The organism is Roseovarius sp. THAF8, from assembly GCF_009363735.1.
In the GTDB taxonomy this organism is placed as follows: Bacteria; Pseudomonadota; Alphaproteobacteria; order Rhodobacterales; family Rhodobacteraceae; genus Roseovarius.
Window position 1 is genome coordinate 1594119 of the sequence record NZ_CP045410.1, and the last position, 26657, is coordinate 1620775.

The window sequence follows — 26657 nt, forward strand, 5'->3', positions numbered from 1 at the left end:
GGACCTCTTTCCGCGCCGTAGGGTGGGGTTTCACCCCACCTGTGCCCCCGCCCGCTCAATTCACCAGGTTCGGCGGCGTCTCCCCGGCCAGGGCCGCGCGCAGGTTCTCCACCGCCACGCGCCCCATTTTCTCGCGCACTTCCAGCGTCGAGGTGCCCATATGCGGCAGCAGCACCACGTTCTCCAGCGCCTTCAGCGCGTCCGGGACCTCCGGCTCGTTCTCGTAGACATCTAGACCCGCCCCCGCGATGCGACCCTCTTGCAAGGCGGCGATCAGAGCAACTTCGTCCACGATATCCCCCCGCGCGATGTTGATCAGATGCGCATGCCTCGGCATCAATGCAATCGCCTCCGCGTCGATCAGGTGACGCGTGTCCGGGCTGACCGGCACCGCCACCACCGCGAAATCCGCGCGGGCCAGCAGGTCTTCCAGTTCCACCCGCTCGCAGGGAAAGCCCGGATCCTTGTCGCTCCGCGCGGTATAGATCACGTCCATGTCGAATCCGTAATGACAGCGCTGCGCAATCGCCGACCCGATCCGGCCCATGCCGATGATCCCCACGGTCTTGCCCGTCACATGCGTGCCCAACAGTTGCGTCGGGTTCCAGCCGGGCCACTTGCCCGCCCGCACCATGCGCTCGCCCTCGCCCGCCCGGCGCGCGCTCATCATGATCAGCGTCATGCCGATATCCGCCGTGGCCTCGGTGACGGCCCCCGGCACGTTGGTCACCAGCACCCCGGCCGACCGCGCCGCGGCCAGGTCGATATGGTTGATCCCGACGCCGTAATTCGCCAGCACCTTGCAGCGCGGGTTCTGCGCCTCGCGGAACACCTCGGACGAGAACGTGTCGCCGAACATCATCAGCACACCGTCATAAAGGTTCAGCGCCGCACGCATCTGCCCGATCTTCAGCGGCGTGTTCTCCTCGCGCATCTCGACCTCGAAATGCGCGCGCGCCATGTCCGCCACGCTCTCCGGCAGGGGCCGGGTGAAATAGACCCGCTTCAATGCATCCGCCCTCCGACAGGCACATCCAGATCCGGCGAAAGCAGCACGATCCCGCCCTCTTCGTCGCTCACGCCCAGCACCAGCACCTCGGACATCACCGGCCCGATCTGGCGGGGCGGAAAGTTCACCACAGCCATGACCTGCTTACCGACCAAACCCTCGGGGTCGTAGTGCTTGGTGATCTGCGCCGAGCTCTTCTTCTCCCCCAGCTCCTTGCCGAAATCGACCCACAGCTTGATCGCGGGCTTCTTGGCTTCGGGAAACGGTTCGGCCCGGGTGATCCTGCCCACCCGGATATCCACCTTCAGGAAATCGTCGAACGTGATCTCGTCAGCCACGGCGCAGCTCCTTCGAGCGGTCGGCGGCGGCTTTCACCGTCGCCTTCATCAGCGGCGGCAGGCCCGTATCCTCGTCCATCAGCACCTCAAGCCCCGCCTGCGTCGTGCCGTTGGGGCTGGTGACGTTCTCGCGCAGCTGCGCAGGTGACTCAATCGCGGCCTCGGCCAGCGCGCCCGCGCCCGCCACCGTGGCCTGCGCCAGCTGCATCGCCAGCTCCGGCGATAACCCCTCGGCCTCGCCCGCCTTGGCCATGCATTCGATCATGTGAAACACATACGCGGGGCCAGACCCCGACACACCCGTGACCGCATCCATCTGGTGCTCGCCCTCCAGCCGCACCACCTGTCCCACCGCTTTCAGCAACGCCTCGGCCAGGTCCATCTGGTCCGCGTTCACCGCACCATTGCCGACGATTGCGGTGATCCCCCGGCCCACGGCGGCGGGCGTGTTGGGCATGGCGCGGATGATCGGGCTGTCACTGCCGAACGCCGCCTCGAACGCCTCGATCGGCGTGCCCGCGGCGACCGAGACAAACAGCGTCCCGCCACCGCCCATCGCCGCAATCGTGGGAAGCGCCTCGCCCATCATCTGCGGCTTGACGGCGATCAGCACGATGGCCGGATGCTCGGGCAGATCGGCGTTCAGATGCACACCCGTCCCCTTCAGCCAGTCCGACGGCTTGGGGTCGATCACCCAGACGGACCCGGGCGGCAGATCACGCTCCAGCCACCCGGCCAGCATCGCCGATCCCATCTTGCCACAGCCCAGCAGGACCAGGCCCCTGTCGGCCACATGCTGCATATCCATTCCGGTGCGTCCCTTCATTCCTTGTCTTTCCCCGGGTTGATAGTCCGCACATTGCGTCCCTGCAATACGCCAGCGCCTCTTCGGCCACACCTCGCGCAAAAGAAAAAGGGCGCGCCGCCCGGCACGCCCCGTTCGCCTTGAGATTGTGCGTTGTCAGGCCCTGCCATAGGCCTCGCCGATGGCGATCTGCATCGCCTCCTTCGGCGCGCGGTCACCCCAGACCACCAGTTGCAGCGCCGGATAGAACCGCTCGGCACTCATCACCGCCGCACCGATCAGCGTGTCGATCTGCTCGGGGCTGATTGCCTGCGCGCCCGTCATCACCAACCCGTAGCGATAGACCATCAACTGCTGTTCGGCCCAAAAGGTGAATGCGCCGGCCCAGCACTGGTCATTGACGTCGTTCAGCACGTGGTAAAGCGCCGGCAGCTTGTCCTCGGGCGGCTCCATTTCGAAGGTGCAGACCAGGCGCAGCGTCTCGTCATAGGCCGACCAGGCCAGCGTGATCGAATAGGTCCGCCACTGCCCTTCGACGGCCATCGCGATCTGGTCGTCGCCGATCCGGTCGAAATCCCAGTCGTGATGCTCGGCCAGGTGTTCGACGATATCGATGGGATGAAGGTCTTCTGAAAAGTACTGCTCGGAAAGTGCCATGGCGCCACCTCATGTGTTGTAGCGAAGGGCTGGCAGCGCCCATACGCTAGGTGCCTGCTCTAGGAAAGGGGTTCATTCCCGCTTTTCCTACAAGATATGGTGAGGGGGGATTTGCGACCTGTAAAGCTATTTCTTGGGGATAACTACAATAAGTTGTGGATGACATGAAAATTTCATCAAGCGATGGGGACCGGTAAACGCGCCTCACCCCGCCGCCGTCCCGGACCTGATCCGGGACCTCTTGCGCCGGCGGCCGTCACGCTTGCACCCGCGATCAAAGGCGGACTCGTCAAAATGAAAATGGCTGCCCGAAGGCAGCCATTGACTTCAATTTCAAACTGTATCCGGCGACTTAGCCGCCCGAGCTCGTCCGTGCATTCGCTTTCAGCGCCGTCTCGAACTCGGCCTTGGTCATGTTGACGGTCACGCCGTCGTCACCGACCATCAGGGCGTTCAGCGGAATGCCCGCACGTTCGATCGCGCGGTCATCGGCACCTTCCATCTCGCCGTCCAGATCGACGACCGCGATGTTGCCTTGGGAATCCGCGTCGTTATACGTGCCGACCAGTTCACCATCGCTGGTATAGACTTTCGCATCGCCGGTCAGGGCGGCATCCAGTTCGGTGGAAATGTCGCTGGCCGCGTCATAGGCGTCTTCCGCCACGCCACCCACGGCGTCGACTCCGGCCTGCGCCGTGTCGGTCGTGCTTTCGCCGATGGCATAGATGGTGTCGCCGACTTCCTGCGCGACATCACCCGCCTGGGCCGAAACGCTCGCCTCGGCCTCGGCATTGGTCGCCTCGTCATTCGCGGCGAAGGTCGCCACGGGGGCGGACACGAGGGCGGCAATGGCCAGTGCGGATGTGAATGTCGTTTTCATCAGGACTTCTCCTTTTTCCATCTTGCGGGCGCTTGGCCCGCGTGAATGTAGTTGGACAATGCAAACCTCGCGGCACGCGTTCCATACCGATTTCGACTGAATGGATCCTGCCCCCGGATGTCAGCAGCATCGTGCCGACATCGCGCGCCGATATGCGCAAGGTTATTCCCATGATCCGCGGCCCGGACACATCGTAGGGTGGGTGAAAACCCACCTTTGCGCCGCCTTCACCCGTAGGGTGGGTGAAAACCCACCCGCGCGTCCCTATTCCGCGTCCAGGCGCATCTCCTCGCGATAAGCCTCCATCCTGGCCTCCGCCTCTTCGCCCCACGCCTTGAACTGCCGGTTCAGGAACCCGCCATCAAGCTCCATCGCCAGCGCATGTGCCGTCAGCATCTCCGCGCAGGCAGCCTCCGGCGTGGCATCACGCTCGGCCTTTCGCGCCCGGTTCATCAGCGCCGATTTCGCCTTCATCGGATCGTTCCGCGCGTAGCATCCCGCCAGTGCGATCCGCGCGTCGTGATAGGGTGCCGCGATCCGACCCAGGTTGGCGTTCACGCAACTCCGGTACCGCGCCAGCGATGCCTCCGCCGCCGTGATCGCATCAAGCTGCCGGCGCAACGCAGCCACGTCGTCGGCGGGATAATATGTGCCGCCCGCCGCCTCGGCGATGGCCTCCAGCTGCGCCGCCGTCTCGGCATCCACATCGAACCCGATCGTGTTGACCGTCGTGCGCACCCCGGCCTCATACAATGCCGCCGCCTGCGCCGCCGGATCCCCGTCACAGGTCTCCTCCCCATCCGAAATCAGGTAAATCACCGGGGCCAGATCGCCCTCCTTGGGCGGCTCCAGTTCCGCGACCACCTCGGCCGAATAAGCCAGCACACCCCCCAGCGGCGTCCAGCCCACCGGCTCCAACGCGCCGATGCTCGCCTCCAGCGCCGATCGCGGCGCATCGAACCCGTGCACCATCTCCGTGGCCGCACAAGACTCTGCCTTGCCGGAGTCTTCGTTGTTGCCCTTGTGGCCATATATGACCAGCCCGACCGACACCTCCTGCGGCATGTCCCGCAGGAAACCAAGCGCCTCGCGCTTGGCCGCGGCCATCTTGGTCTCGCCCCCGACGCGGCCGGCCATCGAGCCCGAGGCGTCTATCGCCAGCAGGATATGGCTGCTGGGCCGTCCGCCCACCGTCTCCGGCGGTTCGCATTGGCGCAGTTCGGCTGGCACGATCTCCGCCGCGCAGGAGCGGTACTCCGTGGGCCGGTCCGCCAGAACGGCGTCGAGCACCGCCTGGCAGTCCACGCTGCCCTCCTGCGCCCAAGCCGGCGCGGCCATCACCGCAGCCGCCATCCAAACCGTCAAACCGCGCATGACCCGACCTCCCGCACCCGCCACTCCAGAATCTTATATCCGGTTTCTGGCCCGTACGGCCAGGTTTTGCCGTCCGCACGAAAAAGCGCGGCTCGTTGCCGAACCGCGCCATATCTTCCAGCCCGTAGAAAGGGCCTTACTTCGCGCCTTTCTCCAGCGCGTCCAGCCGCGCCTTCAGCGCCTCGTTTTCCTCGCGGGCCTTCTGCGCCATGGCGCGCACCGCGTCGAATTCCTCGCGTGTGACGAAATCGCGGTCGGCCAGCCAGCGGTCCACCATCGACGACATCGCCGTCTCGGCCTCCTGCTTGGCGCCCTGTGCCACGCCCATGGCGTTCGTCATCAGCTGGCTGATATCGTCCAGAACCTTATTGCGCGTCTGCATATCGCTCTACCTTCCGTTACACTTGATCCCTATATGGGCACCAAACCGCGTCGGGGCAAGGTTGACTTCGCCACGCACCAGCAGCAGACAGGCGCCCATGAAAGCAGCGATCCCCTTTCCCGATATCTCGTCCGAGGTGTTCTCGTTCACCGTCTTCGGGTTCGAGATTGCCTTGCGCTGGTACGCCCTGTCCTACATCGCGGGCATCCTGATCGGCTGGCGTCTGGTGGTGATGGCGATCAACCGTCCGCACCTGTGGAAGGACAACGTGGCCCCCATGACCGTGAAACAGGTCGAGGATCTGGCGACATGGGTCATCCTGGGCGTCATTCTGGGCGGGCGGCTGGGCTTCGTGCTCTTTTACCAGCCCATGTATTACCTGCAGAACCCGGCAGAAATCCTGCTCATATGGCAGGGCGGCATGTCATTTCACGGCGGGCTTCTGGGGGTCATCGTCGCCTGCATCACCTATTCGAAGATCCAGGGCATCCGCTGGCTGACCGTCGCCGACATCCTCTGCGCCGTCACCCCCGTCGGCCTACTCCTGGGCCGTATCGCCAACTTCATCAACGCCGAGCTCTGGGGCCGTCCCACCGACCTGCCCTGGGGCGTGATCTTTCCTGGCGCGGCGGCGCAGGACTGCGCCGGCATCGCCGTGGGGATCTGCGCCCGCCACCCCTCGCAACTCTACGAAGCCGCGCTGGAAGGGCTGATCCTGGGCGCGATCCTGCTCTACCTCGTGTTCCGTCGCGGCCTGCTGAAGCGCGTCGGTGCCGCCACCGGAATCTTCTTCGCCGGCTACGGCATCGGGCGCTTCATCGTCGAATTCGTCCGCCAGCCCGACGCGCAGTTCGTCAGCCCCGGCAACCCGCTGGGCCTGGCGTGGCACGTGAACGGCTACGGCCTGACCATGGGCCAGATCCTCTGCATCCCGATGGTTGCCATGGGGCTGATCACGCTGGTGCTGGCCTACCGCAGACACGCCCGCGCCTCCGCCCCCGGATGACCCCCCTGGCCCAGATCCTGCGGGCCGAGATCGCCACGACCGGCCCCATGCGCCTCGACGCCTATATGGCCGCCTGCCTGATGCATCCCCGGCACGGGTATTATTCCACCCGCGACCCGTTCGGTGAACAGGGCGATTTCATCACCGCCCCCGAGATCAGCCAGATGTTCGGCGAACTCATCGGCCTCTGTCTCGCGCAAACCTGGCTCGACCAGGGCGCGCCCAACCCCGTCGCCCTTGTCGAGCTTGGCCCCGGCCGCGGCACCCTGATGGCCGACGCCCTGCGCGCCACGCGCGGCGTGCCCGGCTTTCACGACGCCCTGCAGGTCCATCTGGTGGAAAGTTCCCCCGCCCTGCGCGCCCGGCAGGCCGAAACCCTGGCCGCTCACGCCCCCACCTGGCACGACAGCGCCGACACCCTGCCCGACCTGCCCACGCTCTCGGTCGCCAACGAGTTCTTCGACGCGTTGCCCATCCGCCAGTTCCAGCGCCAGGGCGACGGCTGGTGCGAACGCGTCGTCGGCCTCTCTGACGACACGCTCGCCCTCGGCCTCAACGCCAAGCGGATCGAGCCGACCCTCGCCCACCGGCTCGACGACACGGCCGACGGCGACATCGTCGAGACCTGCCCCGCCGCCGCCCCCGTCATCGACGCGCTGGCCCGCCGCATAGCGTCGCATGGCGGCGCGGCGCTCATCATCGACTACGGCGACTGGCGCTCGCTCGGCGACACGCTGCAAGCCGTGCAAGGCCACGACCGCGCCGACATCCTCGCCGCACCGGGCCTGGCCGACCTCTCCGCCCATGTCGATTTCGAGGCGCTCACCGACGCCGCCCACGGCACCTGCAAGACCACCCGTCTCGCCCCGCAGGCGCTCTTCCTGTCCCGCCTCGGCATCACCCAGCGGGCCGAGGCCCTTGCCGGGAACATGAGCGGGCACACGCTAGACGCGCATCACGCCGCATTTCATCGCTTGACCGGACGAGAGGAAATGGGGACGCTCTTCAAAGCGATGGCGCTCTATCCCGAGGGCGCCGCACCGCCACCCGGACTGGAACCATGACGCTGGAAATCCTCACCGACGACAGTCTCGCGCCTGTCACCCACGGCTTCTTCACCCGCAAGGGCGGGGCGTCGTCGGGCGTGTTTCACGGGCTGAACTGCGGCCGCGGCTCTTCGGATCAGTCCGAGGTCGTCAGCATCAACCGCGCCCGCGTCGCCCACGCCATGGACGTGGCCGAGGATCACCTGATCACCGTGAAACAGACCCATTCCACCGACGTGCACGTGGCCACCGGCCCGTCCGAGGCCCGACCCAGGGCCGACGCCATCGTCACCGCCACACCCGGCCTCGCGCTGGCGATCCTGACCGCCGACTGCCAGCCCGTGCTCTTTGCCGACCGCAAGGCGGGGGTCATCGGCGCCGCCCATGCCGGCTGGCGCGGGGCGGTCGACGGCATCCTGGAATCCACGCTCGACGCGATGGAGGCGCTCGGCGCCCGCCGCGCCGACACCACCGCCGTCATCGGCCCCTCGATCAGCCAGCCCGCCTACGAGGTGGGCGAGGAGTTTTTCGAGCGTTTCGCCGACGACGATCCCGGCAACACCCGCTTTTTCGCCAATGGCAAGCCGGGCAAGTACCAGTTCGACCTGCCCGGCTTCGGCCTTGACCGCCTGCGCCGCGCGGGCGTCGGCGACGCCACCTGGACCCGCCATTGCACCTACAGCGATGCCGAGCGGTTCTTTTCCTACCGCCGCGCCACTCATAACGGCGAGGCCGATTACGGCCGCCTGATCTCGGCCATCCGTCTTTAGACCGGCGCACCGCAATTCTGTCGCGATCTGGGCAAAACCGTCCACGAGATTGCCTCAATCTGCGAAACAATCACCTATTTCTCCCCCGGATTGGTTCCGCCACCTCCGCGATCAACCTTGTTTCACTGGCCGTTTCCAATTGCGACAACGCGACCACAATCCGGGCGGCGCGACCCGAAAAATTTTTCGGATTTTCTTCGCCGCGCCAAACCATGGCCCCAAACCCGGGCAAATATGAACCCATCAGAACAACACGCCCCAAAAACGGCGGCGAGGCAGATAAAACCAAGAGGAAAGACCATGAAGAAGCGTTGGATGAAATCCCTGATCGAAACCAGCCAGCAGGCCACCCCGGACATGCCGTTCTCGCGCCGCGTGCGCCATGCGAACCGCATGACCCCCAAGACATCCACGCTTCGGATCGCCTGATCCGGTCCACTCCCCGATCTCCGACACCGGCAATGGCCGCCTCGCTGACGAGAGCGGCCATCGTTGATTCGAATGCCCCCGACCGTGAAATGTGGCAGCTTCGTCCCACCGGCACGGACAATAGCCCGGCATTCCCGCGCACTGTCCGACCCCTTCGGACAATTCCCCGCAAAATTTGACTACAATTCGCCGTTTCTGCCTTTATTGGCCCTGTAACGTACATGACGGACCATCCCTCTGTCGTTGTCGGTGGGGGCCGACGCGGTTGTGATGACCCTGAAAAGGATCGCACGATGGGCACCCCTACCATCGCCACCTCTCTCTCGGTGGCGCACAAGACAAATGCAACACACGCGCGCACCGGCACGGCGCAGGTCCCTCCCGCCGCCCGGTCGCCGCGCCCGATGCGCAAGTTCCGGGTCACGTATCTGCGCCCGGACGGAACGGCCGGCTGGACCGACCAGATCGCCCCGGCCACCCCGATCTTCGACAGCGCGTTTTCCGCCTTTTCCCACGGCACGCTCCTGCATACGCCCTCCGGTCAGGTCGCCGTGCAGGATCTCGAACCTGGCATGAACGTTTCCACCGCCGATCACGGTCCCTCCCGCGTGCTCTGGATCGGCGCCATGACGCTGGTTCCGTCCGCCGCCGGCCTCGACCAGTCCGCCTGCCGCCTGACCCGGATCATGCCGGACAGCTTCGGCCTGGGCCGCCCCGATTTGAACCTCACCGCCGGTCCCGGTGCGCGCATCCTCGGCCGGCCACCCGGCCTGCGCGACAGCTTCGGGCGCGAACGCGTACTGACCCCGGTCAGCGACCTTGTCGACGGCATGAACGTGATCGAACTGGTGCCGCCCCGGCCCGTGACGGTCTATCATGTTTGCCTGCGCCGACATGCCATCCTGCGCGCCTCGGGCATCGAGGTCGAAAGCTTCCACCCCGGCCCCGGCTTCGAGCGCGCCATGGGACCCAACATGCTGGCCCTCTTCCTGTCGCTCTTTCCGCATGTGAAGAAACCCGCCGATTTCGGCAGCATCTGCCATCCCCGCCTGCCCTTGCAGGGCCTGACAGCCTGACGCTGGGCGTCGCCGCCGGCCCGGTCAGCCGCGGCGACCCCAGCCGATCCCGGCCCAGATCCGCTCGTGCAGGAAGAACGTGACGAAGCCGATCGCCGCCGTGATCATCGCATAGGTGCCGCCTTGCGCCACCGATCCGGTCATGATGAACCCGATCAACGTCATCACCATCAGGCCCAGCACCTGCCAGGTTGTCGCCTTTGCCAGCGTGCGTTTGTTCGTCTCCATCTCCAATGCTCCTCTGCCGCGTCGTGTTACGTCTCTGTCGACCACCTAGCATCCCGGCACCCTGTCGTGTATTCTGCCTTTGCTTAACAAAACGGATGGATGTCCATTAAACTGGACAAGCGGCACCAATATGAACAAACAGGCCCGCGCCACGATCTTCCGCGACCGGCTCACCGGCGCCATGACCATGACCGGCACCAATCTCAGCGCGCTCGCGCGCCAGACCGGCGTCAGCCGCTCCACCGTGTCGCAACTGCTCGACGCCGAGACCGCCCGAATGCCCAACGCCCACCTCGCCGCCGGCTGCGCCGAGGCGCTCGGGGTCAGCTCCGACTGGCTGCTGGGCCTCACCGATCGCCCCGAGCGCCCCGGCGACGTGATCGAGGCCGCCCTCAGCATGACGCAAGCCGACCGCACCTCCGCCGACGCCCAGCTGCTCGACTGGCACCGCGAGGCCAGCGGCTACAAGGTCCGCCACGTCCCCGCCACCCTGCCCGACATGCTCAAGACCGAGGCGGTGATGCGCTGGGAATACGCCGCTTTTCTCGGCAAGACACCCGGCCAGGCCGTGCGCGCCATGCAGGACAATCTCGACTGGCTCCGGCGCGAGGCGACCGAGTACGAGATCGCCATGCCCCGGCACGAGCTCGAGGCTTTCGCCCGTGGCACCGGCTACTGGCAGGGGCTCGACCGCGACGCGCGGCATGAACAGATCCTGCACTTGGCCGAACAGGCCGAAACGTTCTTTCCGTCCTTGCGCCTCAACCTCTTCGACGCGCACAATCTCTTTTCCGCGCCCGTCACCCTGTTCGGCCCGCTCATGGGTGTGATCTACGTGGGTCGGTTCTACCTCGCCTTCCGCGAACCCTCCCGATTGAAGCTGCTGTCGGGTCACATGGACTGGCTGATCCGCGAGGCCGTGGTCGATGCTCGCGACGCCCCTGGCTGGATCGCGGGACTGGCGAAACACATCTGAGACGGCCCTGGCCCGCCATCGACGTTGCATCGCCGGTCGCGTCGCGGCTACGCTTTCGGGCAAGACATCTGCCCCCCAAGCCCTACGGAAAGCCGCCGCTATGCTTCGCCTGCCTATCCTCGCCCTCGGGCTCCTGCTTGCCTTCGGCACCGCCGCCCAGGCCCAGGACAACCCCGTCATCGCCCGCATGACCGCCTTCGTCGCTACATACAACGCGCAGGATGCCGAAAGCCTCGCCGGGTTCTACGCCCCCGACGCGGCCCTGCTGCCGCCCGGCCAGGCCTCGATCCTCGGGCGCGAGGCCATCGCCCGGCACTACGCCCAGGCCTTCGCCGCCGGTGCCCGCGAGCTGCAATTCAAGACCTTCGACATCCGCGGCTTCGACACCAGCGCGGTCGAAATCGGCGAAACCGTCGTCATGATGGGCGAGCAGCGCATCGTCGGGCGCTACATGCACCTGTGGGAGGTGATCGACGGCCAACTCCTGCTGACCCGCGACATGTACCACGTGCTCAAGGTCGACTAGACGCCGCCCTGCCCGCTTGCTGCGCCCCGGCATACGGCGCACACTCCGCGCATTCAGCCAGAACGGGTTTCCCCATGCGCCATTTTCACCTGACCTGTCTCGCGGTCCTGTCCCTTGCCCCCATGGCACTGGCCAATGACCGCCCGCCACCCCGCGAAAACGATCCCGACGATTTCGTCCGCTACATTTTCGAGATCAACGCCTGCGTCCTGACCGAGGCACAGCTTCTGCAGATCTACCGGGACGCGGGCCACGGCCTGATGGGCGCCAACAACGCCGTCATCGCCGTGTCGACCCGCGAGGATATCGAGGTGCTCGACCGCAACCCCTTCCGCTACCGCTATTACGGCTCCGACTATTGCGGCTTCTGACCAGGCTCAGGCCGACCGGCTCAGCCGCTCCTCCAGGATCTCGAAGGGTACGCCCGGCTCGTCCTTGGCACAGCGGATGACCAGCGAGGTCTTCACCGACGCCACGTTCTCCGCCGCCGTCAACTCGCCGGTCAGGAAGCTCTGGAAGGTGCTCAGGTCCGGCGCCACGCATTTCAGGATGAAATCCACCTCGCCGTTCAGCATGTGGCACTCCCGCACCAGCGGCCACGCCCGGCAGCGCGCCTCGAACGCGCTCAGGTCCGCCTCGGCCTGGCTCACCAGCCCGACACTGGCAAAGACCTGCACCTCGAATCCCAGCTCGCGCGCGTCCACGTCGGCGTGATAGCCCTTGATGTACCCCTGCTCCTCCAGCGTGCGCACCCGGCGCAGGCAGGGCGGCGCGGAAATGCCCACCCGGCGGGCCAGTTCGACGTTGGTCATCCGCCCATCCGCCTGCAATTCGGCCAGGATCATGCGGTCAATGTCGTCAAGGCGCGTCGCAGGCATCGGTTTCTCCGGTTGATTTCGCGATTGTTATATCACGACCGGCGCCACGCGCAATAATGTTTCACCCCGGCGCAATATCCTTTCGGGACAGAAAATGTCGTCCCGACCCCCGCATACCGGGTTTGCGGGGCTACACACCCCCGCCCGGCCCCGTTATATCTGTCCGGACTCACGCGGGGCGTCTCATGCCCCGCTCCACGGATCAAGGGGGATCGGACATGGCCGAGACACGTCACACCAGGGTTTTGATCATCGGCTCGGGGCCCGCGGGCTACACCGCCGGCGTCTATGCCAGCCGCGCCATGCTGGAACCCATCCTCGTGCAGGGCATCGAGCCCGGCGGCCAACTGACCACCACCACCGAGGTCGAGAACTGGCCCGGCGACACCGAGGTCCAGGGCCCCGACCTGATGGTCCGCATGGAGGCCCACGCCAAGGCCATGGGCTGCGAGATCGTGGGCGACATCATCTCCTCGCTCGACGTCGACACACGCCCCTTCATCGCCAAGAGTGATTCAGGCACCACCTACACCGCCGACGCCGTCATCCTCGCCACCGGGGCGCGCGCCAAGTGGCTCGGCCTGCCCTCCGAGGACGCGTTCAAGGGCTTCGGCGTGTCGGCCTGCGCCACCTGCGACGGCTTCTTCTACCGCGGCGACGAGATCGTCGTGGTGGGCGGCGGCAACACCGCCGTCGAAGAGGCGCTCTTCCTGACGAACTTCGCCTCCAAGGTCACGCTCATCCACCGCCGCGACGAACTGCGCGCCGAGAAGATCCTTCAGGACCGCCTGCTGAAACACCCCAAGATCGAGCCCCTGTGGTTTCACGAACTCGACGAGGTGCTGGGCGACGACAATCCCAAAGGCGTCACCGGCGTGCGCGTCAAGCACACCAAGACCGGCGAGACGCAGGAAATTCCCTGCAAGGGCGTCTTCATCGCCATCGGCCACGCGCCGGCCAGCGAACTGGTCAAGGGCAAGGTCGAGATGCATCACGGCGATTACGTCAAGGTCGAGGCCGGCTCCACCCGCACCTCGATCCCCGGCCTCTTCGCCGCGGGCGACCTCACCGACCACATCTACCGCCAGGCGGTGACCTCTGCCGGCATGGGCTGCATGGCCGCCCTCGACGCGGAAAAATTCATCGCCGAGCTGCCCGAAGACGCCCCCGCCCCCGAGGCCTACGTCCCGCAAGCCTGAGCCGCACGCCCCGCCTTCCTCTGGCCGAAAATATCCCGGGGGTTTGGGGGCTGGCCCCCAGTCAATCCTGCGTTTGGGGGCTGGCCCCCAATCAATCCTGCGCTTGGGGGCTGGCCCCCAACCCACACCAATGCGCTACCGGCGCGGCCCCACTCCACCCGTCCCGGACCTGATCCGGGACCTCGTAGGGTGGGTGAAAACCCACGCTCACCCACCTCACTCGAGATGAATGTCCCGCAGCGTGCATCCCGACTCCAGCACCACCGCCACCCAGTTCACGTCCGGCTCCAGCCCCTGCGCGTTCAGCCATGCCTGCTGCACCCGGCAGGCCGGCAATTCCTGCGCGCCCGGGCAATACCAGTGCCCGGGCGGCGCCTGCCGGTGTGCACCAGTTCGTGCGACAGAACACCCACGTCATAGGGATCCTTCGCGTTCCACGGCCGAACCAGCCAGATTGTCTCGCTGTCAGGATCATAAAGCCCCCGCGTGTGTGACGCGTCCGACGCCGCACGCATCGGCGCCAGCCGCGCCACTTTGGCCTCGGACGTCAGCCGAATTTCCGGCGCGTCCGAGCGACGCGGCAGATCGGTGTGCTCGTCCAGCCAGACCTCCATGTGCGCCACTAGCTCAGTCAGCGCCCTTGCCTCGACCCAGGCCAGAAGATCGGATGCCCAAGCGCCGCCGCCAAACACCATGAGAACAAGGCAGAAAAGACCACTACGCGCCGACCACAGGCCGGCTCGGGACAGGATGCACATGGCGACCTCCTGGGCAATTTGATTGATGTCCCGAAAATGCAAAGCTTCGACCGCGCCCCGGCGCAAAAGGCTATTTTTCATCTGCCAATGAAGGAAATTCATCCGCCATGGGACGGCACTTGCCCCCTTCGCCGCGGTCAAGGCGTTCGAGGCCGCCGCGCGCCACAAAAGCTTCAAGCACGCAGCCGAAGAGCTGTGCCTCTCGCCCTCTGCCGTCAGCCACCAGATCCGCGCACTGGAAGAGTATCTCGACACCGCGCTGTTCGAACGCAGCGGCAACCGGATGGACCTGACCCTGACCGGCCGCGCCTATGCAGGCAAGCTGACCGGCCTGCTGGACCTGCTCGACGACAGCACCCGTTCGGTGCGTGACGCGGGCGAAAGAAACCTGCGCGTGCTCTGTACTCCGGGCTTTGCCGCCCGCTGGCTGGTGCCACGCCGGCACTGGCTGGATTTCGGCGACCGGACCCGCTTGCGGGTCTCGACGGGCGCGCCCGACATCGATTCCTCGTCCAATGACAGCGACGTGGTGATCCAGTGGCGCGACACGCACCACCCCGGCGTCCACACCGAGCCGCTGATGACCTCCAGCCGCTACCCGGTCAGCCACCCCGACCTGATGGACCGCGAAGATATCCGCAGCCCGCGCGACCTATTGCGCAAGCGGCTGATGTACGACGATACCGACGACTCTTGGCAGGAATGGTTTGCCGCAGCCGGACTCGGCGCACCCGACCTGCCGCCCGGCCCGACCTTCCCCAATTGCGAACTGGCCACCACCGCCGCCGAACAGGGGCACGGCGTGGCCATGGCCTTCGACGCGATGGTGCACGGCACGCTGGCCTCGGGGCGTCTCGTGCGGCTTTTCGACACCGACACCATTCCCGGCGCGATCTACTCGGTCGCCTGCGCCAAGGCGCACGCCGACGATCCCAGGCCGCCACCGCGCCCATGTCCGCCGCGCAATAGCGTCGGCGCGCCTCGCTCACGGCATATCGGCAACAATCCCCGTGCCGCCCCGAAAGGGGGTTCACAAGGCAGGCCGCCTCCCATATGTGTTCACGCGTGAACATACTTCGAGTCGCCGCATGTCCGCCCCTGACGCCAAATCCAGCCTCCCCGACCGGGACCTCCTCTTCCGCCTCCTGCGGCAGCTGGATCGGTCGTCCGAGGCCTCCCAGCGCACGCTCGCGGCGGCGCTCGACGTGTCCCTCGGCCGCCTCAACACCCTGCTCCGGCAGGCGACCGAGGCCGGCTTCGTCAAGGTCGGCGACCGCTCCGGCCCCGACAAGCGCCAGCGTTTCGCCTACGCGCTCACCACCCGGGGAGCGGCGGAAATGCTGCGCCTCACCGATGATTTCCTCGCCCGGAAATTCGCCGAATACGACGCGCTTCATGCCGAACTGACCGGCACGCGAAGCGGGCTCGCCCCCCTCAACCAAAGGACCAGACTAGTGCAGAACAACCTCGCCCCCATCCCCGAACTCTACGTCTCCCACGAAAGCGCGCAGAAACTGAAGGTCGAAGCGGCCGATCTCGTCAGCTGGGATCTCACCCCGCGCCAGATCTGCGACCTGGAACTCCTGATGAACGGCGGCTTCAACCCGCTCAAGGGCTTCCTCGGCGAGGAAGATTACAATTCCGTGGTCGACACCATGCGCCTGGCCGACGGCACGCTCTGGCCCATGCCGATCACGCTCGACGTCTCCCAGGATTTCGCCGACAGCATCGAGCCCGGACAGGACATCGCCTTGCGCGACCAGGAAGGCGTGATCCTGGCCACCATGACCATCACCGACCGCTGGACCCCGAACAAGGCGCACGAGGCCGAAAAGGTCTTCGGCGCCGACGATTCCGCGCACCCGGCCGTCAACTACCTGCACAACACCGCCGGTCCGGTCTATCTCGGCGGCCCCGTCACCGGCATCCAGCAGCCCGTGCATTACGATTTCCGCGCCCGCCGCGACACACCCAACGAGCTGCGCGCCTTCTTCCGCAAGATGGGCTGGCGCAAGGTCGTCGCCTTCCAGACCCGCAACCCCCTGCACCGCGCGCACCAGGAACTGACCTTCCGCGCCGCGAAAGAGGCGCAGGCCAACCTGCTCATTCACCCCATCGTCGGCATGACCAAGCCGGGCGACGTCGATCACTTCACCCGCGTCCGCTGCTACGAGGCGGTGCTCGACAAGTACCCGGCCTCGACCACGAACATGTCGCTCCTGAACCTCGCCATGCGCATGGCCGGCCCGCGCGAGGCCGTGTGGCACGGCCTGATCCGCAAGAACCACGGCTGCACGCACTTCATCGTCGGCCGCGACCACGCCGGTCCGGGCAAGAACTCGGCGGGCGAGGATTTCTATGGCCCCTATGACGCCCAGGACCTCTTCCGCGAGCATCAGGACGAGATCGGCATCGAAATGGTCGACTTCAAGCACATGGTCTACGTGCAGGAACGCGCCCAGTACGAGCCGATGGACGAGATCGAGGACCGCGACAACGTCACCATCCTCAACATCTCGGGCACCGAGCTGCGCCGCCGCCTTCAGGAAGGTCTGGAAATCCCCGAATGGTTCTCCTTCCCCGAAGTGGTCAAGGAACTGCGCCGCACCCGTCCGCCGCGGGCCAAGCAGGGCTTCACCGTGTTCTTCACTGGCTTCTCCGGCTCGGGCAAGTCCACCATCGCCAACGCCCTGATGGTCAAGCTGATGGAAATGGGCGGCCGCCCGGTGACGCTGCTCGACGGCGATATCGTCCGCAAGAACCTCAGCTCGGAACTCGGCTTCTCGAAAGAGCACCGTGACCTCAACATCCGCCGTATCGGTTACGTGGCCAGCGAGATCACCAAGAACGGCGGCATCGCCATCTGCGCACCCATCGCGCCCTATGCCACCACCCGCCGCGCCGTGCGTGAAGACGTCGAAAGCTTCGGCGCCTTCGTCGAGATCCACGTCGCCACCTCGATCGAGGAATGCGAACGCCGCGACCGCAAGGGCCTCTACAAGCTCGCGCGCGAAGGCAAGATCAAGGAGTTCACGGGCATCTCCGATCCCTACGACGTGCCGGAAAATCCTGAACTGCGCGTCGAGACCGAGAATGTCGATGTCGACAACTGCGCCCACCAGGTCGTGCTGAAACTCGAACAGATGGGCCTGATCGCCGGCTGATCCGGCGACGCTCCAAGATTGTGGGCCGCTCCCGTCCGGGGGCGGCCTTTTTTCATGTCACGGGGCAACTTGCGGCCGAAACCCTCGAAATTTTCCGTGCCGGAGGTCTGCAATGCGGACGGAGCCGCCGTTCACGACGGAGGACATCGTCAGTGCCTGGGATGGCGATCCGAATGATGGTTGCGCCCAACCTCAGCCAAATCGCCAGCCCGAGGGAGGGGCTGCCGATGGCCGGGCCGCTGCGCGGCGGTTAACCGGCTGGGGGCTCGATGCCAGTGTCTTGCAACGGGCTCGATCCCGACAGTCGTTGCAGGCGGCACGAATGTCGGCTTTGCGGACATAGAAGACATTTGATCTACAGCCTTGGCGCTGACTCAGGCCGCAGGCCCCGCGCCATCGCCGGGCCGCCCCCACGGCCCGGCGATTGGGTGACGTTCAGCGCTTCGCTCAATCCTGTTTCGGATCTGGCCTGGATCAAGCGCTGCCGACCCACCGTCGGATCGCCGCGCCGCGGCCCGTCAATGGCGCTCGGAGCTATAGATCACACGTCTCTGCAATGGGCGCGAAGCAGCCGAAGCACTCCCTGCCCTTGAGCACTCGCTTCCCCATCAAACGAAAAGGGCCGCCCCCGACGGGACGGCCCTCGTTTTTCGCGGCACCCTGTCGACATCCGATCGTGTCGGACGCCAACCGGGCGACGGTTTTCGCCGAGGCGAAAACCTTGCTTACATCATGCCGCCCATGCCGCCCATGTCGGGCATGCCGCCGCCGCCGGCGCCAGCGCCTTCTTTCTGCGGCTTGTCGGCAACCATGGCCTCGGTCGTGATCAGCAGACCGGCGATCGAGGAGGCGTCTTCCAGCGCGGTACGCACGACTTTCGCCGGGTCGATCACGCCGAACTTGAACATGTCGCCATATTCCTCGGTCTGCGCGTTGAAGCCGAACTTCAGGTCGTCCGATTCACGGATCTTGCCTGCCACGACGGAACCGTCGACGCCTGCGTTCTCCGCGATCTGGCGCAGCGGCGCTTCCAGCGCCTTGCGGACGATCGCGATACCGTTGTTCTGGTCGCTGTTGGCGCCCTCGACGCCGTCCAGCGCCTTCGCGCCCTGAACAAGCGCGACACCGCCGCCCACGACGATACCTTCCTGAACGGCCGCGCGGGTCGCGTTCAGCGCGTCATCGACGCGGTCCTTGCGCTCTTTCACTTCGACCTCGGTCATGCCGCCCACGCGGATGACGGCAACGCCGCCTGCCAGCTTGGCAACACGCTCTTGCAGCTTCTCGCGGTCGTAGTCGCTGGTGGTGTCCTCGATCTGCTGACGGATCTGGCTGACCCGTGCTTCGATCTCGGCTTTCTCGCCGGCACCGTCGACGATGGTGGTCTCGTCCTTGGTGATCGACACCTTCTTGGCCTGGCCAAGCATGTCCATCGTGACGTTGTCCAGCTTCATGCCCAGATCTTCGGAAATCACTTGGCCGCCGGTCAGGATCGCGATGTCCTGCAGCATGGCCTTGCGACGGTCACCAAAGCCCGGCGCCTTGACAGCGGCGATCTTCAGGCCACCGCGCAGCTTGTTGACCACGAGGGTCGCCAGCGCTTCGCCTTCCACGTCTTCGGCGATGATCAGCAGCGGTTTCTGCGACTGGATGACTTGCTCCAGCAGCGGCACCATCGGCTGCAGCGACGAGAGTTTTTTCTCGTGCAGCAGGATCATGCAGTCTTCCAGCTCGGTGGTCATCTTGTCGGCGTTGGTCACGAAGTAGGGGCTCAGGTAACCACGGTCGAACTGCATGCCCTCGACGACGTCGGTCTCGGTGACGAGGCCCTTGTTTTCCTCGACGGTGATGACGCCTTCGTTGCCGACCTTCTGCATCGCATCCGCGATCATTTGGCCGATCTCGGCTTCGCCGTTGGCCGACACGGTGCCGACTTGTGCCACTTCGGCCGAGTCGTTGACTTCGCGCGCGGCGGATTTGATCGCGTCGACGACTTTGCTGGTCGCAAGGTCGATGCCGCGCTTGAGGTCCATCGGGTTCATGCCCGCGGCCACGGCTTTCATGCCTTCTTTCACGATGGCTTGGGCCAGAACGGTCGCGGTGGTGGTGCCGTCGCCGGCTTCGTCATTGGTGCGGCTGGCGACTTCTTTCACCATTTGCGCGCCCATATTCTCGAACTTGTCTTCCAGTTCGATTTCCTTTGCAACCGACACACCGTCCTTGGTGATGCGCGGCGCGCCAAAGGATTTGTCCAGAACCACGTTACGGCCTTTGGGGCCAAGGGTCACCTTGACCGCATCGGCCAGGACGTTGACGCCGCGCAGCATCTTGTTGCGGGCATCGGTATCGAATTTCACGTCTTTTGCAGACATATTAAGTCGCTCCTGATGTCTTTGGTTGATGTTCAGCTTAGGATACGATCCGGGGCGTTCAGGCGGCTTGCGCGGCCTTCGCGTCGGTCGTCACACCCAGGATGTCGCTCTCTTTCATGATCAGCAGCTCTTCGCCATCGATCGTGATTTCCGTGCCCGACCATTTGCCGAACAGGATGCGATCGCCAACGGAAACGGCCATCTCGATCAGCTCGCCATTATCCTTGCGGGCGCCATCGCCAACAGCAACGACTTCACCTTCGCTGGGTTTTTCCTTGGCACTGTCGGGGATAATCAGCCCACCAGCGGTTTTTTCTTCGCTCTCAACGCGGCGTACAAGCACGCGGTCATGCAGCGGTTTGAATGCCATAGCTTTTGCTCCTTGGCTATCAAGTTTCCCTCAAGCCTCCCTGCGGAGGCCGTTATCACTCACCGTAGTCGAGTGCTAACGGCGCATAGCTAAGGAGCGATCACGAAGCTGTCAATATGTGTCTGAGATAATTTTGCGTGGTCCTGGGCGGGCCCTTGTTGCGCGCATCGCCCTGCCCCTCTACATCTTGTTTAAAGCACGTAAAACAAGGGGTCAGATGATGAAAACTTTCCGCACCGCGCTGCTGGCCCCGTTGTGCCTGGCCCTCGGCCTCACCCTGCCCGCGACCGCGCAAGAAACCCAAGGCACCAATTGCGGCGGCGCCGACCTGATCGACGCGCTGGACCCCGGCACGCGGAAAAAGCTAGAGCGCGAAGCCGCCGCGATGCCCCATTCCGAGGGGATCCATTGGCAGGCCACGCGCGGCGACACGGTGATCGACATTTTCGGCACCTATCACTTCGAACACCGCCTGACCGACGCGCATCTTCAGCGGCTGGAGCCGATGATCACCGCGGCGGACAAGATTTACCTTGAAGTGTCCACCAAGGATCAGACCGCGATGCAGCGGGCGATGGCCGAAAACCCGTCGCTCATGTTCATCACCGAAGGCCCCACACTGCCCGACCTTCTGGGCGAAGAGGACTGGCAGCGGTATCGCGATGAAATGCAGGCCCGGATGATCCCTGGCTTCATGGCCGCCAAGTTCAAGCCGCTCTGGGCCGGGATGATGCTGGGCATCGGCCCCTGCGAGGCGCAGGCCGGCGCGTTCGAGGCCAAGGGCATCGACATGCTGGTGGGCGAACGCGCCAGGGACGCCGGCACCCCCAGCCGTTCGCTGGAGGATTTCGAGGACCTGCTGACCCTGCTGGACAGCTTTCCGATGGACGACCAGATCGAGATGATCCGCATGTCCCTGGCCTGGCCCGGCGACATGAACGACCTGTCCTACACCATCCGCGAACGCTACCTCAGCGAAGAGATCGCCCTGACGCTGGCCTTCTCGCGCTACGTCTCCGAGGAATTCGGTGGCGAGGCCGGCGCCGAAGGGTTCGCCATGGTCGAAGACCTGCTTCTGGAAAAACGCAACCAGGGCTGGATCGAACGGCTGGACGCGCAGGTGACGCCCGGGGATCACGTGCTGATCGCGGTGGGCGCGGGGCACCTGCCGGGCGACGTCGGCATACTCAGGCTGCTGGAACAGGCGGGCTATACCGTGTCGCGCGTCCCGCTCTAGCGGCCGCGGCTCAGCCGGCGAGCGCCCGCGCGGAGGTCCGCGCCCCGGCCAGGCGCAACGTCGCCGCGCGCTCGGGGCGGACGGAACCGCGTTGCAATACCGCGCACAGCTGGGCGTGAACGTCCTCGACCTCGCTCAGATCCCCCGACAGCGCGATGGCCGGCGCGTCCTGTCCGGCCACCCGCACCAGCAACGTGGCAATGCCACCGGGCTGGATCGAGCGGCGCAGAAAGACGCTTTCGATCATGCCAAGGTCGATCTCGTGGTTCACCCGCGCCTGTTCGTGAATGTTGATCTTGGTCAGGGTCAGGGTGCCCGCCTCCACGTCCAGCGTGATGCGACGACGGAACCCGCGCGTGCCGAACGCGAAAACCCCCAGCCCCGCCGCAGCCAGAACCGAGGCCATCAGCCCGAACGACGCCAGCCGCCCGGTCGTCGGATCGACCGGCAGGAAAAACCACATCGCGATCGAGCTCATGGTCATCACGATCCCGGCGACGCGCAACGCCATTTCCGTCACGGCCTCCAGCTTGAACCGCTGCAACCGTTCGCCGGCGACAAGCCCGCGCATCGTCGCCTGCATGTCGATCGTACTGCTGCCGACCTTCCTGCCCGCCTCAAGATAGCTCATCTCGCCCTTCCTTCGCCCGTCGTTTAACGCAGCGTTAAGCGCGAATCGGGGCGAGATTGCGGCGGACCGAAAGCGTGATTGCGCGGAAATCAGGGAAATCGCGAGATGGTTGCAGACGCGCCGCGCGGCGCCGGCCCGGATCAGACCTGCGCCTTGGGACGCACGATATGAAAACTGCCGCTCATATAGGTCAGCGGCCTTTCCCCGGCATCGGAAATGCCCGTGACATCGCCAATGCAGATGGCGTGGCTGCCATGGACATGGCGATGCGTCAGGCTGCACGAAAACGCCGTCGCACGGGGCAGGAGCGGGCCGTATTCCGTGTCGACGACCTCGACGCCCTCGAAACGGTCGGGGCTGTCGGCATCGAACATCCCGGCAAAGCGGCGGGCCAGGTGGTCGGCATCCTCGGGCAGGATGTTGACGCAGAACGTGCCGTTGGCATCCACCGCCAGCGCGATGCTGCTGTCGGCCTTCAGGCACACCAGCACCGACGGCGGGTCGGCCGACAGCGACGTGAACGCACTGACCGTGGCCCCCGCCTTGCCGGCGGGACCATCCGTCGTGACAACGGTCACCGTCGCGGCCACCTGCCGCATGGCCCCGATGAATGCGTCGCGCGCCTCTGTCATCCTGCTGCCTTCTTGACCCGAACCCGTCTCTCTCCGGGTGGGGCATAAGCTGGCATCCCGGGCCGGGATGTCAATGGCGCACGGCCCCGAACCGAATGCGAACGCGCCGGATTGCGCGGCCCGGGGTTTGACCGTATCAGGGCCGCCATGACAGATCTTTCACCCGCCATCGCCGTGATGCCCTATGACGTCCGCCCGGGGCTGCGCCCGGGCCGGGTGCCGCTGGACCGGCTGGTCTGGCCCCAGGGGCGTCCCGACCGGCTCGGCGGCAGCGACAAGACCCTGCGCGATCTCGAGCGCACCGATCACCTCATCGTCAACACCTCCAGCCTGCTCTATCGCCGGCCATGGCTGGGCACACCGTCCAAGGTCTCGGTCATGGTGCTGGAGCCCGAGGCGATCCACGGCGATCACATGCGCAAGCTGCGCCACCAGTACGCCCGCTTCCACAAGGTGCTGTGTTCCAATCCCGGCCTGCTGGAGGCGATACCCAACGGCGTGCTCTTTCCCCTGGGCACCACCTGGGTGGGCGACTGGACCCGGCTCGACCTGACCAAGACCAAGGCCTGCAGCCTCATCGCCTCGGCCAAGCGTTCCCAGGAAGGGCACGCGCTGCGTCATTCCATGGCCGATCATGTCAGGGCGGGCGGTCTGGACGTCGACGTGATGGGCGGCGGCTACCAGCCCTTCGAGCACAAGGCCGACGGCCTCGCGCCCTACCGCTTTTCGCTGGTGATCGAGAACGTGCGCGAAGCGAACTACTTCACCGAAAAGCTGATCGACGCGCTGCTCTGCAAATGCGTGCCGATCTACTGGGGCTGTCCCAACATCGCCGATTTCATCGACCCCGGCGGCATGATCGTCTGTCAGACCGAGACCGAGATGAAAGAGGCCCTGCGCGACCTCTCCGAAGCCCGCTATGCCGCGCTCCTGCCCGGGCTGGAGGCGGCGATTCCCCAGGCCGCATTCTATGCCGACCTCTACGAGCGCGCCGCCCGCGCCGTGCTGGCGGAAGACGCCTCCGGCCAGATACCATAGCGGGCATGCACCAGCGCCGCACAGGCGCGGTTGACCGCATCACGCGGCGTTCTGTCCTGCAGCGCGTGCGCATCGTCGAAGGCCGGGCACAACCGCCGGCGGGCCTCGGGCCGCGCCCGGATCGGGATGCCCTGCCGCGCCAGCTGACCCGACAGCCAGATGTCGTCGGCCAGGGTGGCCTCGGGCGGCGGCTCCACCTCCGGCCCCGCCAGCCATTCGGGACGGATGCACACCCCCGCGAAGCCCTGCGCGATGTCGGCCCCGGCGCCCGCCCGCCCCAGACGCGCGATGTCCCACGCCTGCCCGGTCGTGGCCACGTCCTCGGCGTCGGTCAGCAGCTGCGCGGCCCAATCGGACACCGGTAGCCAGTCGTCGTCGCAATAGATCAGCCGCATGTCCCGCCCCGCCAGTACCCGCGCGGCAGGCAGTGCCTTCATCGCCGGCCCATGATCCGCGCCGCCGCGCAACAGCGTCACGCCCGCGGGCAGGGCCGGCAGCGTCACCGGACCGGGAAACCGGGCATAGCGCTCGGGCAGGCTCAGAAAGACATGCTCCGGCGCGGGGCGTTGCGCCAGAAGCGCGTCCAGAACCGGCCCGAGGCGGGCAAGGCGCGGCGGGATCGAGGTCAGCGAGATGGCATACATCGGGCAGGCTTTCCGGCAGGATCTGCGCCCGCAGCTTGACGGCGGTACCGCGCGCTTTCAAGACGCGGCGCTCCGCGCCGGAGATCCCGGATCAGGTCCGGGATGGGTGCCCACCGCCGTCAGGACGATGCAAGACCGCGCGCCCCCGGTCCGGTCCCGTTAACGTTTGAAAGCGCGGCGAACCGTACCGTCGCAATACCACTTGGATACCGACGCGATACCGACGTGCCAAACCGGGCCGCCGCCCCGATTAACCCTCCTGCGCACCGCGCAGACGGTCCAGCACCCGCTGCGCCGCCACGCTGGGCACCGTGCGCCCTTCGGCCACGTCCTCGGCGCCCTCTTCCATCAGAGCCCGCGCCTCCGGCGTCTCCAGCTGCGCCATCAGTCCGCGCTTCACTTCCTCACCGAACCAATAGCGCGCCTGCGCCTCGCGCCTTGCGTCGAAATGCCCGTTCTCGCGCCGCCAGTCGACCAGCGCGTTCATCTCGTCCCAGGCCGCTTTCAACCCCTCGTCCTGCAACGCCGACACCATCATCGCCTTCGGGAAACCCTCCGGGTCCTGCGGCCGCTTGCGCAGCAGGCGCAGCGCTCCCGAATAGTCGCTGCAGGTCCGGGTCGCCGCCGATTTCAGATCGCCATCGGCCTTGTTTACAAGGATCAGATCGGCAATCTCCATGATCCCGCGCTTCACGCCCTGCAACTCGTCCCCGCCCGCGGGCGCCAGCAGCAGCAGGAACAGATCGCACATCTCCGACACCACCGTCTCGGATTGGCCCACGCCCACCGTCTCGATCAGCACCACGTCGAATCCCGCCGCCTCGCACAGCGTCACCGCCTCGCGCGTGCGCCGCGCCACGCCGCCCAGATGCGTCTGGCTGGGCGAGGGGCGGATGAACGCCCCGGGCTCGCGGCTCAGCCGCTCCATCCGCGTCTTGTCGCCCAGGATCGACCCGCCCGAGCGCGCCGAACTGGGGTCCACCGCCAGCACCGCCACCCGCAGCCCCATCCCGGTCAGCATCATGCCGAACGCTTCGATGAACGTGCTTTTTCCGACACCCGGCGTGCCCGACAGCCCGACCCGGATCGCCTGCTTGCCATGCCCCGCGACCCTGTCCAGCAGGGCCTGCGCCGCCTCGCGGTGATCGGCCCGCCCGCTTTCCACCAGCGTGATCGACCGCGCCAGGGCCCGGCGCTCCTGCGCCAGCAGTTGATCGGCAAGCTTATCCGTGTCGGTCATGGCGCGTCGTCTCCTCCGGTCCGGTGCGCGGCGTGGCGCGGCCGTGTCAGGGCCTTCCGACTTGTGCCCCAGCCACCCGGGAAATGTCCAGCAACCGCGGCCCCACCCGCCGCCGCAAGGCGGGTTTACGAAATCGTAACAGGTTGCGCCGACACTCCCGGACAGACCCGGTGTCAGATGCCGGGATGAAATCCGGATCGACTGTGCTAGGGTCCATCTTGCGCCATGTCCAATCGCGGACGCCATGCAAGAGGCTCCAACGTGACAGTCAAGACCCGGTTGACCCATTTCGCCCTCGCGGCGCTCTTTACGACCCTCGGCGCGGCGCCTTCGCTGGCCGACAGCGTGCAGGCGCGCTACGACGTGCGCATGATCGGCGCCAAGGTCGGCGAAATGGCCATGGCCAGCACCGAGACGGCCAGCGGCTACAGTGTCCGCGCCCGGTTCGCCACCACGGGCACGCTGTCCGCGCTCAAGCAGGCCAGCTTCGACCTCGCCGCGCAGGGCGGCAAATCCGGGGAACGGTTCGTTCCCGCCAGCTATTCCGAGGTCACCTCCGAGGGCAGCCGCTCCACCAACCTCAAGATCTCCTTTTCCGGCGGTGTCGCCACCCGCGTCACCGGCGATACCGGCAGCAGCGCACCCGCCGTCAACCCGCGCAGCCTGCCCGGCGCCTACGATCCGCTGACGGCCCTTTACGCCGCCCTGCGCGATCAGGCCCCGAACCAGCTTTGTTCCCTGAATGCAGACGTTTACGACGGCCATCGCCACGCCCGCCTCAGCCTGACCAGCCGCGCCGCGCTCGAAGGCGGGCGGGTCCAGTGCTCGGGCCAGTACCGCCGCATCGCCGGCTATTCCGAGCGTGAACTGCGCCACCGCACCGCGCCCGTCACGGTGATCTACGCCCCGCAGGGAAACACCATGCGCGCCGAAACCGTCGTCGTGCGCACCCGTTATGGCAAAGTGTCGATGCATCGCCGATAAGGCGGGCC

At 66.0% G+C, this 26657-nt stretch carries 29 protein-coding genes and 1 pseudogene; 14 read left to right on the top strand and 16 right to left on the bottom strand.

The genetic code is table 11. The features are described from left to right. Positions 1 to 55: 55 nt before the first annotated feature. The 7 genes from FIU85_RS07765 to FIU85_RS07795 all read right to left on the bottom strand — a co-directional run bounded on the left by FIU85_RS07765 (position 56) and on the right by FIU85_RS07795 (position 5445). Complete coding sequence (locus tag FIU85_RS07765) at positions 56 to 1009, bottom strand: D-glycerate dehydrogenase (RefSeq protein WP_152496475.1); 954 nt, start codon at positions 1007 to 1009, stop codon at positions 56 to 58. Continuing rightward, a complete protein-coding gene (locus FIU85_RS07770; RefSeq protein ID WP_152496476.1) occupies positions 1006 to 1347 on the bottom strand; it encodes a tRNA-binding protein in 342 nt (113 codons plus the stop codon). The genes FIU85_RS07765 and FIU85_RS07770 overlap by 4 nt, the downstream gene beginning before the upstream one ends. Next, positions 1340 to 2155, bottom strand: a complete 816-nt coding sequence (proC, locus tag FIU85_RS07775; protein WP_152498205.1) for a pyrroline-5-carboxylate reductase — start codon at positions 2153 to 2155, stop codon at positions 1340 to 1342. The genes FIU85_RS07770 and proC overlap by 8 nt, the downstream gene beginning before the upstream one ends. A 153-nt stretch (positions 2156 to 2308) precedes the next feature. After that, complete coding sequence (locus FIU85_RS07780; RefSeq protein WP_152496477.1) at positions 2309 to 2809, bottom strand: YbjN domain-containing protein; 501 nt, start codon at positions 2807 to 2809, stop codon at positions 2309 to 2311. 352 nt (positions 2810 to 3161) lie between these two features. Next, positions 3162 to 3689, bottom strand: a complete 528-nt coding sequence (locus FIU85_RS07785) for a hypothetical protein (RefSeq protein WP_152496478.1) — start codon at positions 3687 to 3689, stop codon at positions 3162 to 3164. Positions 3690 to 3953: 264 nt separating this feature from the next. Beyond that, positions 3954 to 5063, bottom strand: coding sequence for a VWA domain-containing protein (locus tag FIU85_RS07790; protein WP_152496479.1), 1110 nt, complete (start codon positions 5061 to 5063; stop codon positions 3954 to 3956). A gap of 136 nt (positions 5064 to 5199) precedes the next feature. Further along, positions 5200 to 5445 carry an accessory factor UbiK family protein gene (locus FIU85_RS07795; protein WP_103763316.1) on the bottom strand — a complete coding sequence of 82 codons (246 nt, stop codon included), beginning with the start codon at positions 5443 to 5445 and terminating at the stop codon, positions 5200 to 5202. A gap of 97 nt (positions 5446 to 5542) precedes the next feature. On the opposite strand from FIU85_RS07795, the gene lgt reads away from it, so the two are divergent. From lgt to FIU85_RS07815, 5 genes are all read left to right on the top strand, one after another. Beyond that, positions 5543 to 6451: a prolipoprotein diacylglyceryl transferase gene (gene lgt, locus FIU85_RS07800; protein WP_152496480.1), complete on the top strand. Its 909-nt coding sequence runs from the start codon at positions 5543 to 5545 to the stop codon at positions 6449 to 6451. Next, complete coding sequence (locus tag FIU85_RS07805; RefSeq protein ID WP_152496481.1) at positions 6448 to 7515, top strand: class I SAM-dependent methyltransferase; 1068 nt, start codon at positions 6448 to 6450, stop codon at positions 7513 to 7515. Before lgt ends, FIU85_RS07805 begins: the two co-directional genes overlap by 4 nt. Continuing rightward, complete coding sequence (pgeF, locus tag FIU85_RS07810; RefSeq protein WP_152496482.1) at positions 7512 to 8267, top strand: peptidoglycan editing factor PgeF; 756 nt, start codon at positions 7512 to 7514, stop codon at positions 8265 to 8267. Before FIU85_RS07805 ends, pgeF begins: the two co-directional genes overlap by 4 nt. Positions 8268 to 8567: 300 nt before the next feature. Further along, on the top strand, positions 8568 to 8696 hold the full coding sequence (locus FIU85_RS22500) for a hypothetical protein (protein WP_261391488.1): 129 nt from the start codon (positions 8568 to 8570) through the stop codon (positions 8694 to 8696). A gap of 293 nt (positions 8697 to 8989) precedes the next feature. After that, positions 8990 to 9772 carry a Hint domain-containing protein gene (locus FIU85_RS07815; RefSeq protein WP_172978013.1) on the top strand — a complete coding sequence of 261 codons (783 nt, stop codon included), beginning with the start codon at positions 8990 to 8992 and terminating at the stop codon, positions 9770 to 9772. A 24-nt stretch (positions 9773 to 9796) separates the two neighbouring features. On the opposite strand, the gene FIU85_RS07820 is transcribed toward FIU85_RS07815, so the two are convergent. Then, positions 9797 to 10000 (bottom strand): DUF2061 domain-containing protein, encoded by a 204-nt coding sequence (locus tag FIU85_RS07820; RefSeq protein WP_152491270.1) that lies wholly within the window; start codon positions 9998 to 10000, stop codon positions 9797 to 9799. 130 nt (positions 10001 to 10130) lie between these two features. On the opposite strand from FIU85_RS07820, the gene FIU85_RS07825 reads away from it, so the two are divergent. The 3 genes from FIU85_RS07825 (at position 10131) to FIU85_RS07835 (ending at position 11873) form a co-directional block, all read left to right on the top strand. After that, positions 10131 to 10976, top strand: coding sequence for a helix-turn-helix domain-containing protein (locus tag FIU85_RS07825; RefSeq protein WP_152496483.1), 846 nt, complete (start codon positions 10131 to 10133; stop codon positions 10974 to 10976). 100 nt (positions 10977 to 11076) lie between these two features. Then, a complete protein-coding gene (locus FIU85_RS07830) occupies positions 11077 to 11502 on the top strand; it encodes an SgcJ/EcaC family oxidoreductase (RefSeq protein ID WP_216648897.1) in 426 nt (141 codons plus the stop codon). Between the two features lie 74 nt (positions 11503 to 11576). Next, positions 11577 to 11873, top strand: a complete 297-nt coding sequence (locus tag FIU85_RS07835; RefSeq protein WP_152496484.1) for a hypothetical protein — start codon at positions 11577 to 11579, stop codon at positions 11871 to 11873. Positions 11874 to 11879: 6 nt separating this feature from the next. On the opposite strand, the gene FIU85_RS07840 is transcribed toward FIU85_RS07835, so the two are convergent. After that, positions 11880 to 12380 (bottom strand): Lrp/AsnC family transcriptional regulator, encoded by a 501-nt coding sequence (locus FIU85_RS07840; protein WP_152496485.1) that lies wholly within the window; start codon positions 12378 to 12380, stop codon positions 11880 to 11882. 218 nt (positions 12381 to 12598) lie between these two features. Between FIU85_RS07840 and trxB the strand changes: the two genes are divergently transcribed. Beyond that, positions 12599 to 13579: a thioredoxin-disulfide reductase gene (gene trxB / locus FIU85_RS07845; protein ID WP_152496486.1), complete on the top strand. Its 981-nt coding sequence runs from the start codon at positions 12599 to 12601 to the stop codon at positions 13577 to 13579. A gap of 216 nt (positions 13580 to 13795) precedes the next feature. Here the strand turns inward: trxB and FIU85_RS21950 are convergent. After that, positions 13796 to 14439, bottom strand: a pseudogene (locus tag FIU85_RS21950) (DUF6647 family protein). On the opposite strand from FIU85_RS21950, the gene FIU85_RS07855 reads away from it, so the two are divergent. Both FIU85_RS07855 and FIU85_RS07860 read left to right on the top strand, forming a co-directional pair. Further along, positions 14438 to 15406: a LysR family transcriptional regulator gene (locus FIU85_RS07855; protein WP_152496487.1), complete on the top strand. Its 969-nt coding sequence runs from the start codon at positions 14438 to 14440 to the stop codon at positions 15404 to 15406. The pseudogene FIU85_RS21950 and the gene FIU85_RS07855 sit on opposite strands and share 2 nt — an antisense overlap. Before the next feature lie 19 nt (positions 15407 to 15425). Beyond that, positions 15426 to 17501: a bifunctional sulfate adenylyltransferase/adenylylsulfate kinase gene (locus FIU85_RS07860; RefSeq protein ID WP_152496488.1), complete on the top strand. Its 2076-nt coding sequence runs from the start codon at positions 15426 to 15428 to the stop codon at positions 17499 to 17501. A 725-nt stretch (positions 17502 to 18226) separates the two neighbouring features. On the opposite strand, the gene groL is transcribed toward FIU85_RS07860, so the two are convergent. Continuing rightward, positions 18227 to 19873: a chaperonin GroEL gene (groL, locus tag FIU85_RS07865; protein ID WP_152496489.1), complete on the bottom strand. Its 1647-nt coding sequence runs from the start codon at positions 19871 to 19873 to the stop codon at positions 18227 to 18229. Between the two features lie 58 nt (positions 19874 to 19931). Next, positions 19932 to 20243, bottom strand: a complete 312-nt coding sequence (gene groES / locus FIU85_RS07870) for a co-chaperone GroES (protein ID WP_103763300.1) — start codon at positions 20241 to 20243, stop codon at positions 19932 to 19934. Between the two features lie 220 nt (positions 20244 to 20463). On the opposite strand from groES, the gene FIU85_RS07875 reads away from it, so the two are divergent. Further along, positions 20464 to 21480 carry a TraB/GumN family protein gene (locus FIU85_RS07875; protein ID WP_172978823.1) on the top strand — a complete coding sequence of 339 codons (1017 nt, stop codon included), beginning with the start codon at positions 20464 to 20466 and terminating at the stop codon, positions 21478 to 21480. A 10-nt stretch (positions 21481 to 21490) separates the two neighbouring features. Here the strand turns inward: FIU85_RS07875 and FIU85_RS07880 are convergent, their stop codons facing one another. Both FIU85_RS07880 and FIU85_RS07885 read right to left on the bottom strand, forming a co-directional pair. Further along, complete coding sequence (locus tag FIU85_RS07880) at positions 21491 to 22111, bottom strand: hypothetical protein (RefSeq protein ID WP_152496491.1); 621 nt, start codon at positions 22109 to 22111, stop codon at positions 21491 to 21493. 140 nt (positions 22112 to 22251) lie between these two features. Continuing rightward, positions 22252 to 22743, bottom strand: coding sequence for a flavin reductase family protein (locus tag FIU85_RS07885; RefSeq protein WP_152491260.1), 492 nt, complete (start codon positions 22741 to 22743; stop codon positions 22252 to 22254). 147 nt (positions 22744 to 22890) lie between these two features. On the opposite strand from FIU85_RS07885, the gene FIU85_RS07890 reads away from it, so the two are divergent. Continuing rightward, positions 22891 to 23781 carry a glycosyltransferase family 10 gene (locus FIU85_RS07890; protein ID WP_152496492.1) on the top strand — a complete coding sequence of 297 codons (891 nt, stop codon included), beginning with the start codon at positions 22891 to 22893 and terminating at the stop codon, positions 23779 to 23781. On the opposite strand, the gene FIU85_RS07895 is transcribed toward FIU85_RS07890, so the two are convergent. Both FIU85_RS07895 and meaB read right to left on the bottom strand, forming a co-directional pair. Then, the gene (locus tag FIU85_RS07895) at positions 23724 to 24425 is read right to left on the bottom strand and encodes a hypothetical protein (protein WP_152491258.1); all 702 of its coding nucleotides are present in this window, start codon (positions 24423 to 24425) and stop codon (positions 23724 to 23726) included. The two genes, FIU85_RS07890 and FIU85_RS07895, sit on opposite strands and share 58 nt — an antisense overlap. Before the next feature lie 250 nt (positions 24426 to 24675). Then, positions 24676 to 25665 carry a methylmalonyl Co-A mutase-associated GTPase MeaB gene (gene meaB, locus FIU85_RS07900; protein WP_152491257.1) on the bottom strand — a complete coding sequence of 330 codons (990 nt, stop codon included), beginning with the start codon at positions 25663 to 25665 and terminating at the stop codon, positions 24676 to 24678. Between the two features lie 261 nt (positions 25666 to 25926). Here meaB and FIU85_RS07905 point away from each other — a divergent pair, with 261 nt between their 5' ends. Beyond that, the gene (locus FIU85_RS07905) at positions 25927 to 26649 is read left to right on the top strand and encodes a DUF3108 domain-containing protein (RefSeq protein WP_172978824.1); all 723 of its coding nucleotides are present in this window, start codon (positions 25927 to 25929) and stop codon (positions 26647 to 26649) included. Positions 26650 to 26657 lie beyond the last annotated feature (8 nt).

Excerpts from the sequence above, each read along its gene's own strand:
- proC (WP_152498205.1), bottom strand. The coding sequence starts at position 2,155 with ATGGATATGCAGCATGTGGCCGACAGGGGCCTGGTCCTGCTGGGCTGT.
- FIU85_RS07780 (WP_152496477.1), bottom strand. The coding sequence starts at position 2,809 with ATGGCACTTTCCGAGCAGTACTTTTCAGAAGACCTTCATCCCATCGAT.
- FIU85_RS07785 (WP_152496478.1), bottom strand. The coding sequence starts at position 3,689 with ATGAAAACGACATTCACATCCGCACTGGCCATTGCCGCCCTCGTGTCC.
- FIU85_RS07790 (WP_152496479.1), bottom strand. The coding sequence starts at position 5,063 with ATGCGCGGTTTGACGGTTTGGATGGCGGCTGCGGTGATGGCCGCGCCG.
- FIU85_RS07795 (WP_103763316.1), bottom strand. The coding sequence starts at position 5,445 with ATGCAGACGCGCAATAAGGTTCTGGACGATATCAGCCAGCTGATGACG.
- lgt (WP_152496480.1), top strand. The coding sequence starts at position 5,543 with ATGAAAGCAGCGATCCCCTTTCCCGATATCTCGTCCGAGGTGTTCTCG.
- FIU85_RS07805 (WP_152496481.1), top strand. The coding sequence starts at position 6,448 with ATGACCCCCCTGGCCCAGATCCTGCGGGCCGAGATCGCCACGACCGGC.
- pgeF (WP_152496482.1), top strand. The coding sequence starts at position 7,512 with ATGACGCTGGAAATCCTCACCGACGACAGTCTCGCGCCTGTCACCCAC.
- FIU85_RS22500 (WP_261391488.1), top strand. The coding sequence starts at position 8,568 with ATGAAGAAGCGTTGGATGAAATCCCTGATCGAAACCAGCCAGCAGGCC.
- FIU85_RS07815 (WP_172978013.1), top strand. The coding sequence starts at position 8,990 with ATGGGCACCCCTACCATCGCCACCTCTCTCTCGGTGGCGCACAAGACA.
- FIU85_RS07820 (WP_152491270.1), bottom strand. The coding sequence starts at position 10,000 with ATGGAGACGAACAAACGCACGCTGGCAAAGGCGACAACCTGGCAGGTG.
- FIU85_RS07825 (WP_152496483.1), top strand. The coding sequence starts at position 10,131 with ATGAACAAACAGGCCCGCGCCACGATCTTCCGCGACCGGCTCACCGGC.
- FIU85_RS07830 (WP_216648897.1), top strand. The coding sequence starts at position 11,077 with ATGCTTCGCCTGCCTATCCTCGCCCTCGGGCTCCTGCTTGCCTTCGGC.
- FIU85_RS07835 (WP_152496484.1), top strand. The coding sequence starts at position 11,577 with ATGCGCCATTTTCACCTGACCTGTCTCGCGGTCCTGTCCCTTGCCCCC.
- FIU85_RS07840 (WP_152496485.1), bottom strand. The coding sequence starts at position 12,380 with ATGCCTGCGACGCGCCTTGACGACATTGACCGCATGATCCTGGCCGAA.
- trxB (WP_152496486.1), top strand. The coding sequence starts at position 12,599 with ATGGCCGAGACACGTCACACCAGGGTTTTGATCATCGGCTCGGGGCCC.
- FIU85_RS07860 (WP_152496488.1), top strand. The coding sequence starts at position 15,426 with ATGTCCGCCCCTGACGCCAAATCCAGCCTCCCCGACCGGGACCTCCTC.
- groL (WP_152496489.1), bottom strand. The coding sequence starts at position 19,873 with ATGTCTGCAAAAGACGTGAAATTCGATACCGATGCCCGCAACAAGATG.
- groES (WP_103763300.1), bottom strand. The coding sequence starts at position 20,243 with ATGGCATTCAAACCGCTGCATGACCGCGTGCTTGTACGCCGCGTTGAG.
- FIU85_RS07875 (WP_172978823.1), top strand. The coding sequence starts at position 20,464 with ATGAAAACTTTCCGCACCGCGCTGCTGGCCCCGTTGTGCCTGGCCCTC.
- FIU85_RS07880 (WP_152496491.1), bottom strand. The coding sequence starts at position 22,111 with ATGAGCTATCTTGAGGCGGGCAGGAAGGTCGGCAGCAGTACGATCGAC.
- FIU85_RS07885 (WP_152491260.1), bottom strand. The coding sequence starts at position 22,743 with ATGACAGAGGCGCGCGACGCATTCATCGGGGCCATGCGGCAGGTGGCC.
- FIU85_RS07890 (WP_152496492.1), top strand. The coding sequence starts at position 22,891 with ATGACAGATCTTTCACCCGCCATCGCCGTGATGCCCTATGACGTCCGC.
- FIU85_RS07895 (WP_152491258.1), bottom strand. The coding sequence starts at position 24,425 with ATGTATGCCATCTCGCTGACCTCGATCCCGCCGCGCCTTGCCCGCCTC.
- meaB (WP_152491257.1), bottom strand. The coding sequence starts at position 25,665 with ATGACCGACACGGATAAGCTTGCCGATCAACTGCTGGCGCAGGAGCGC.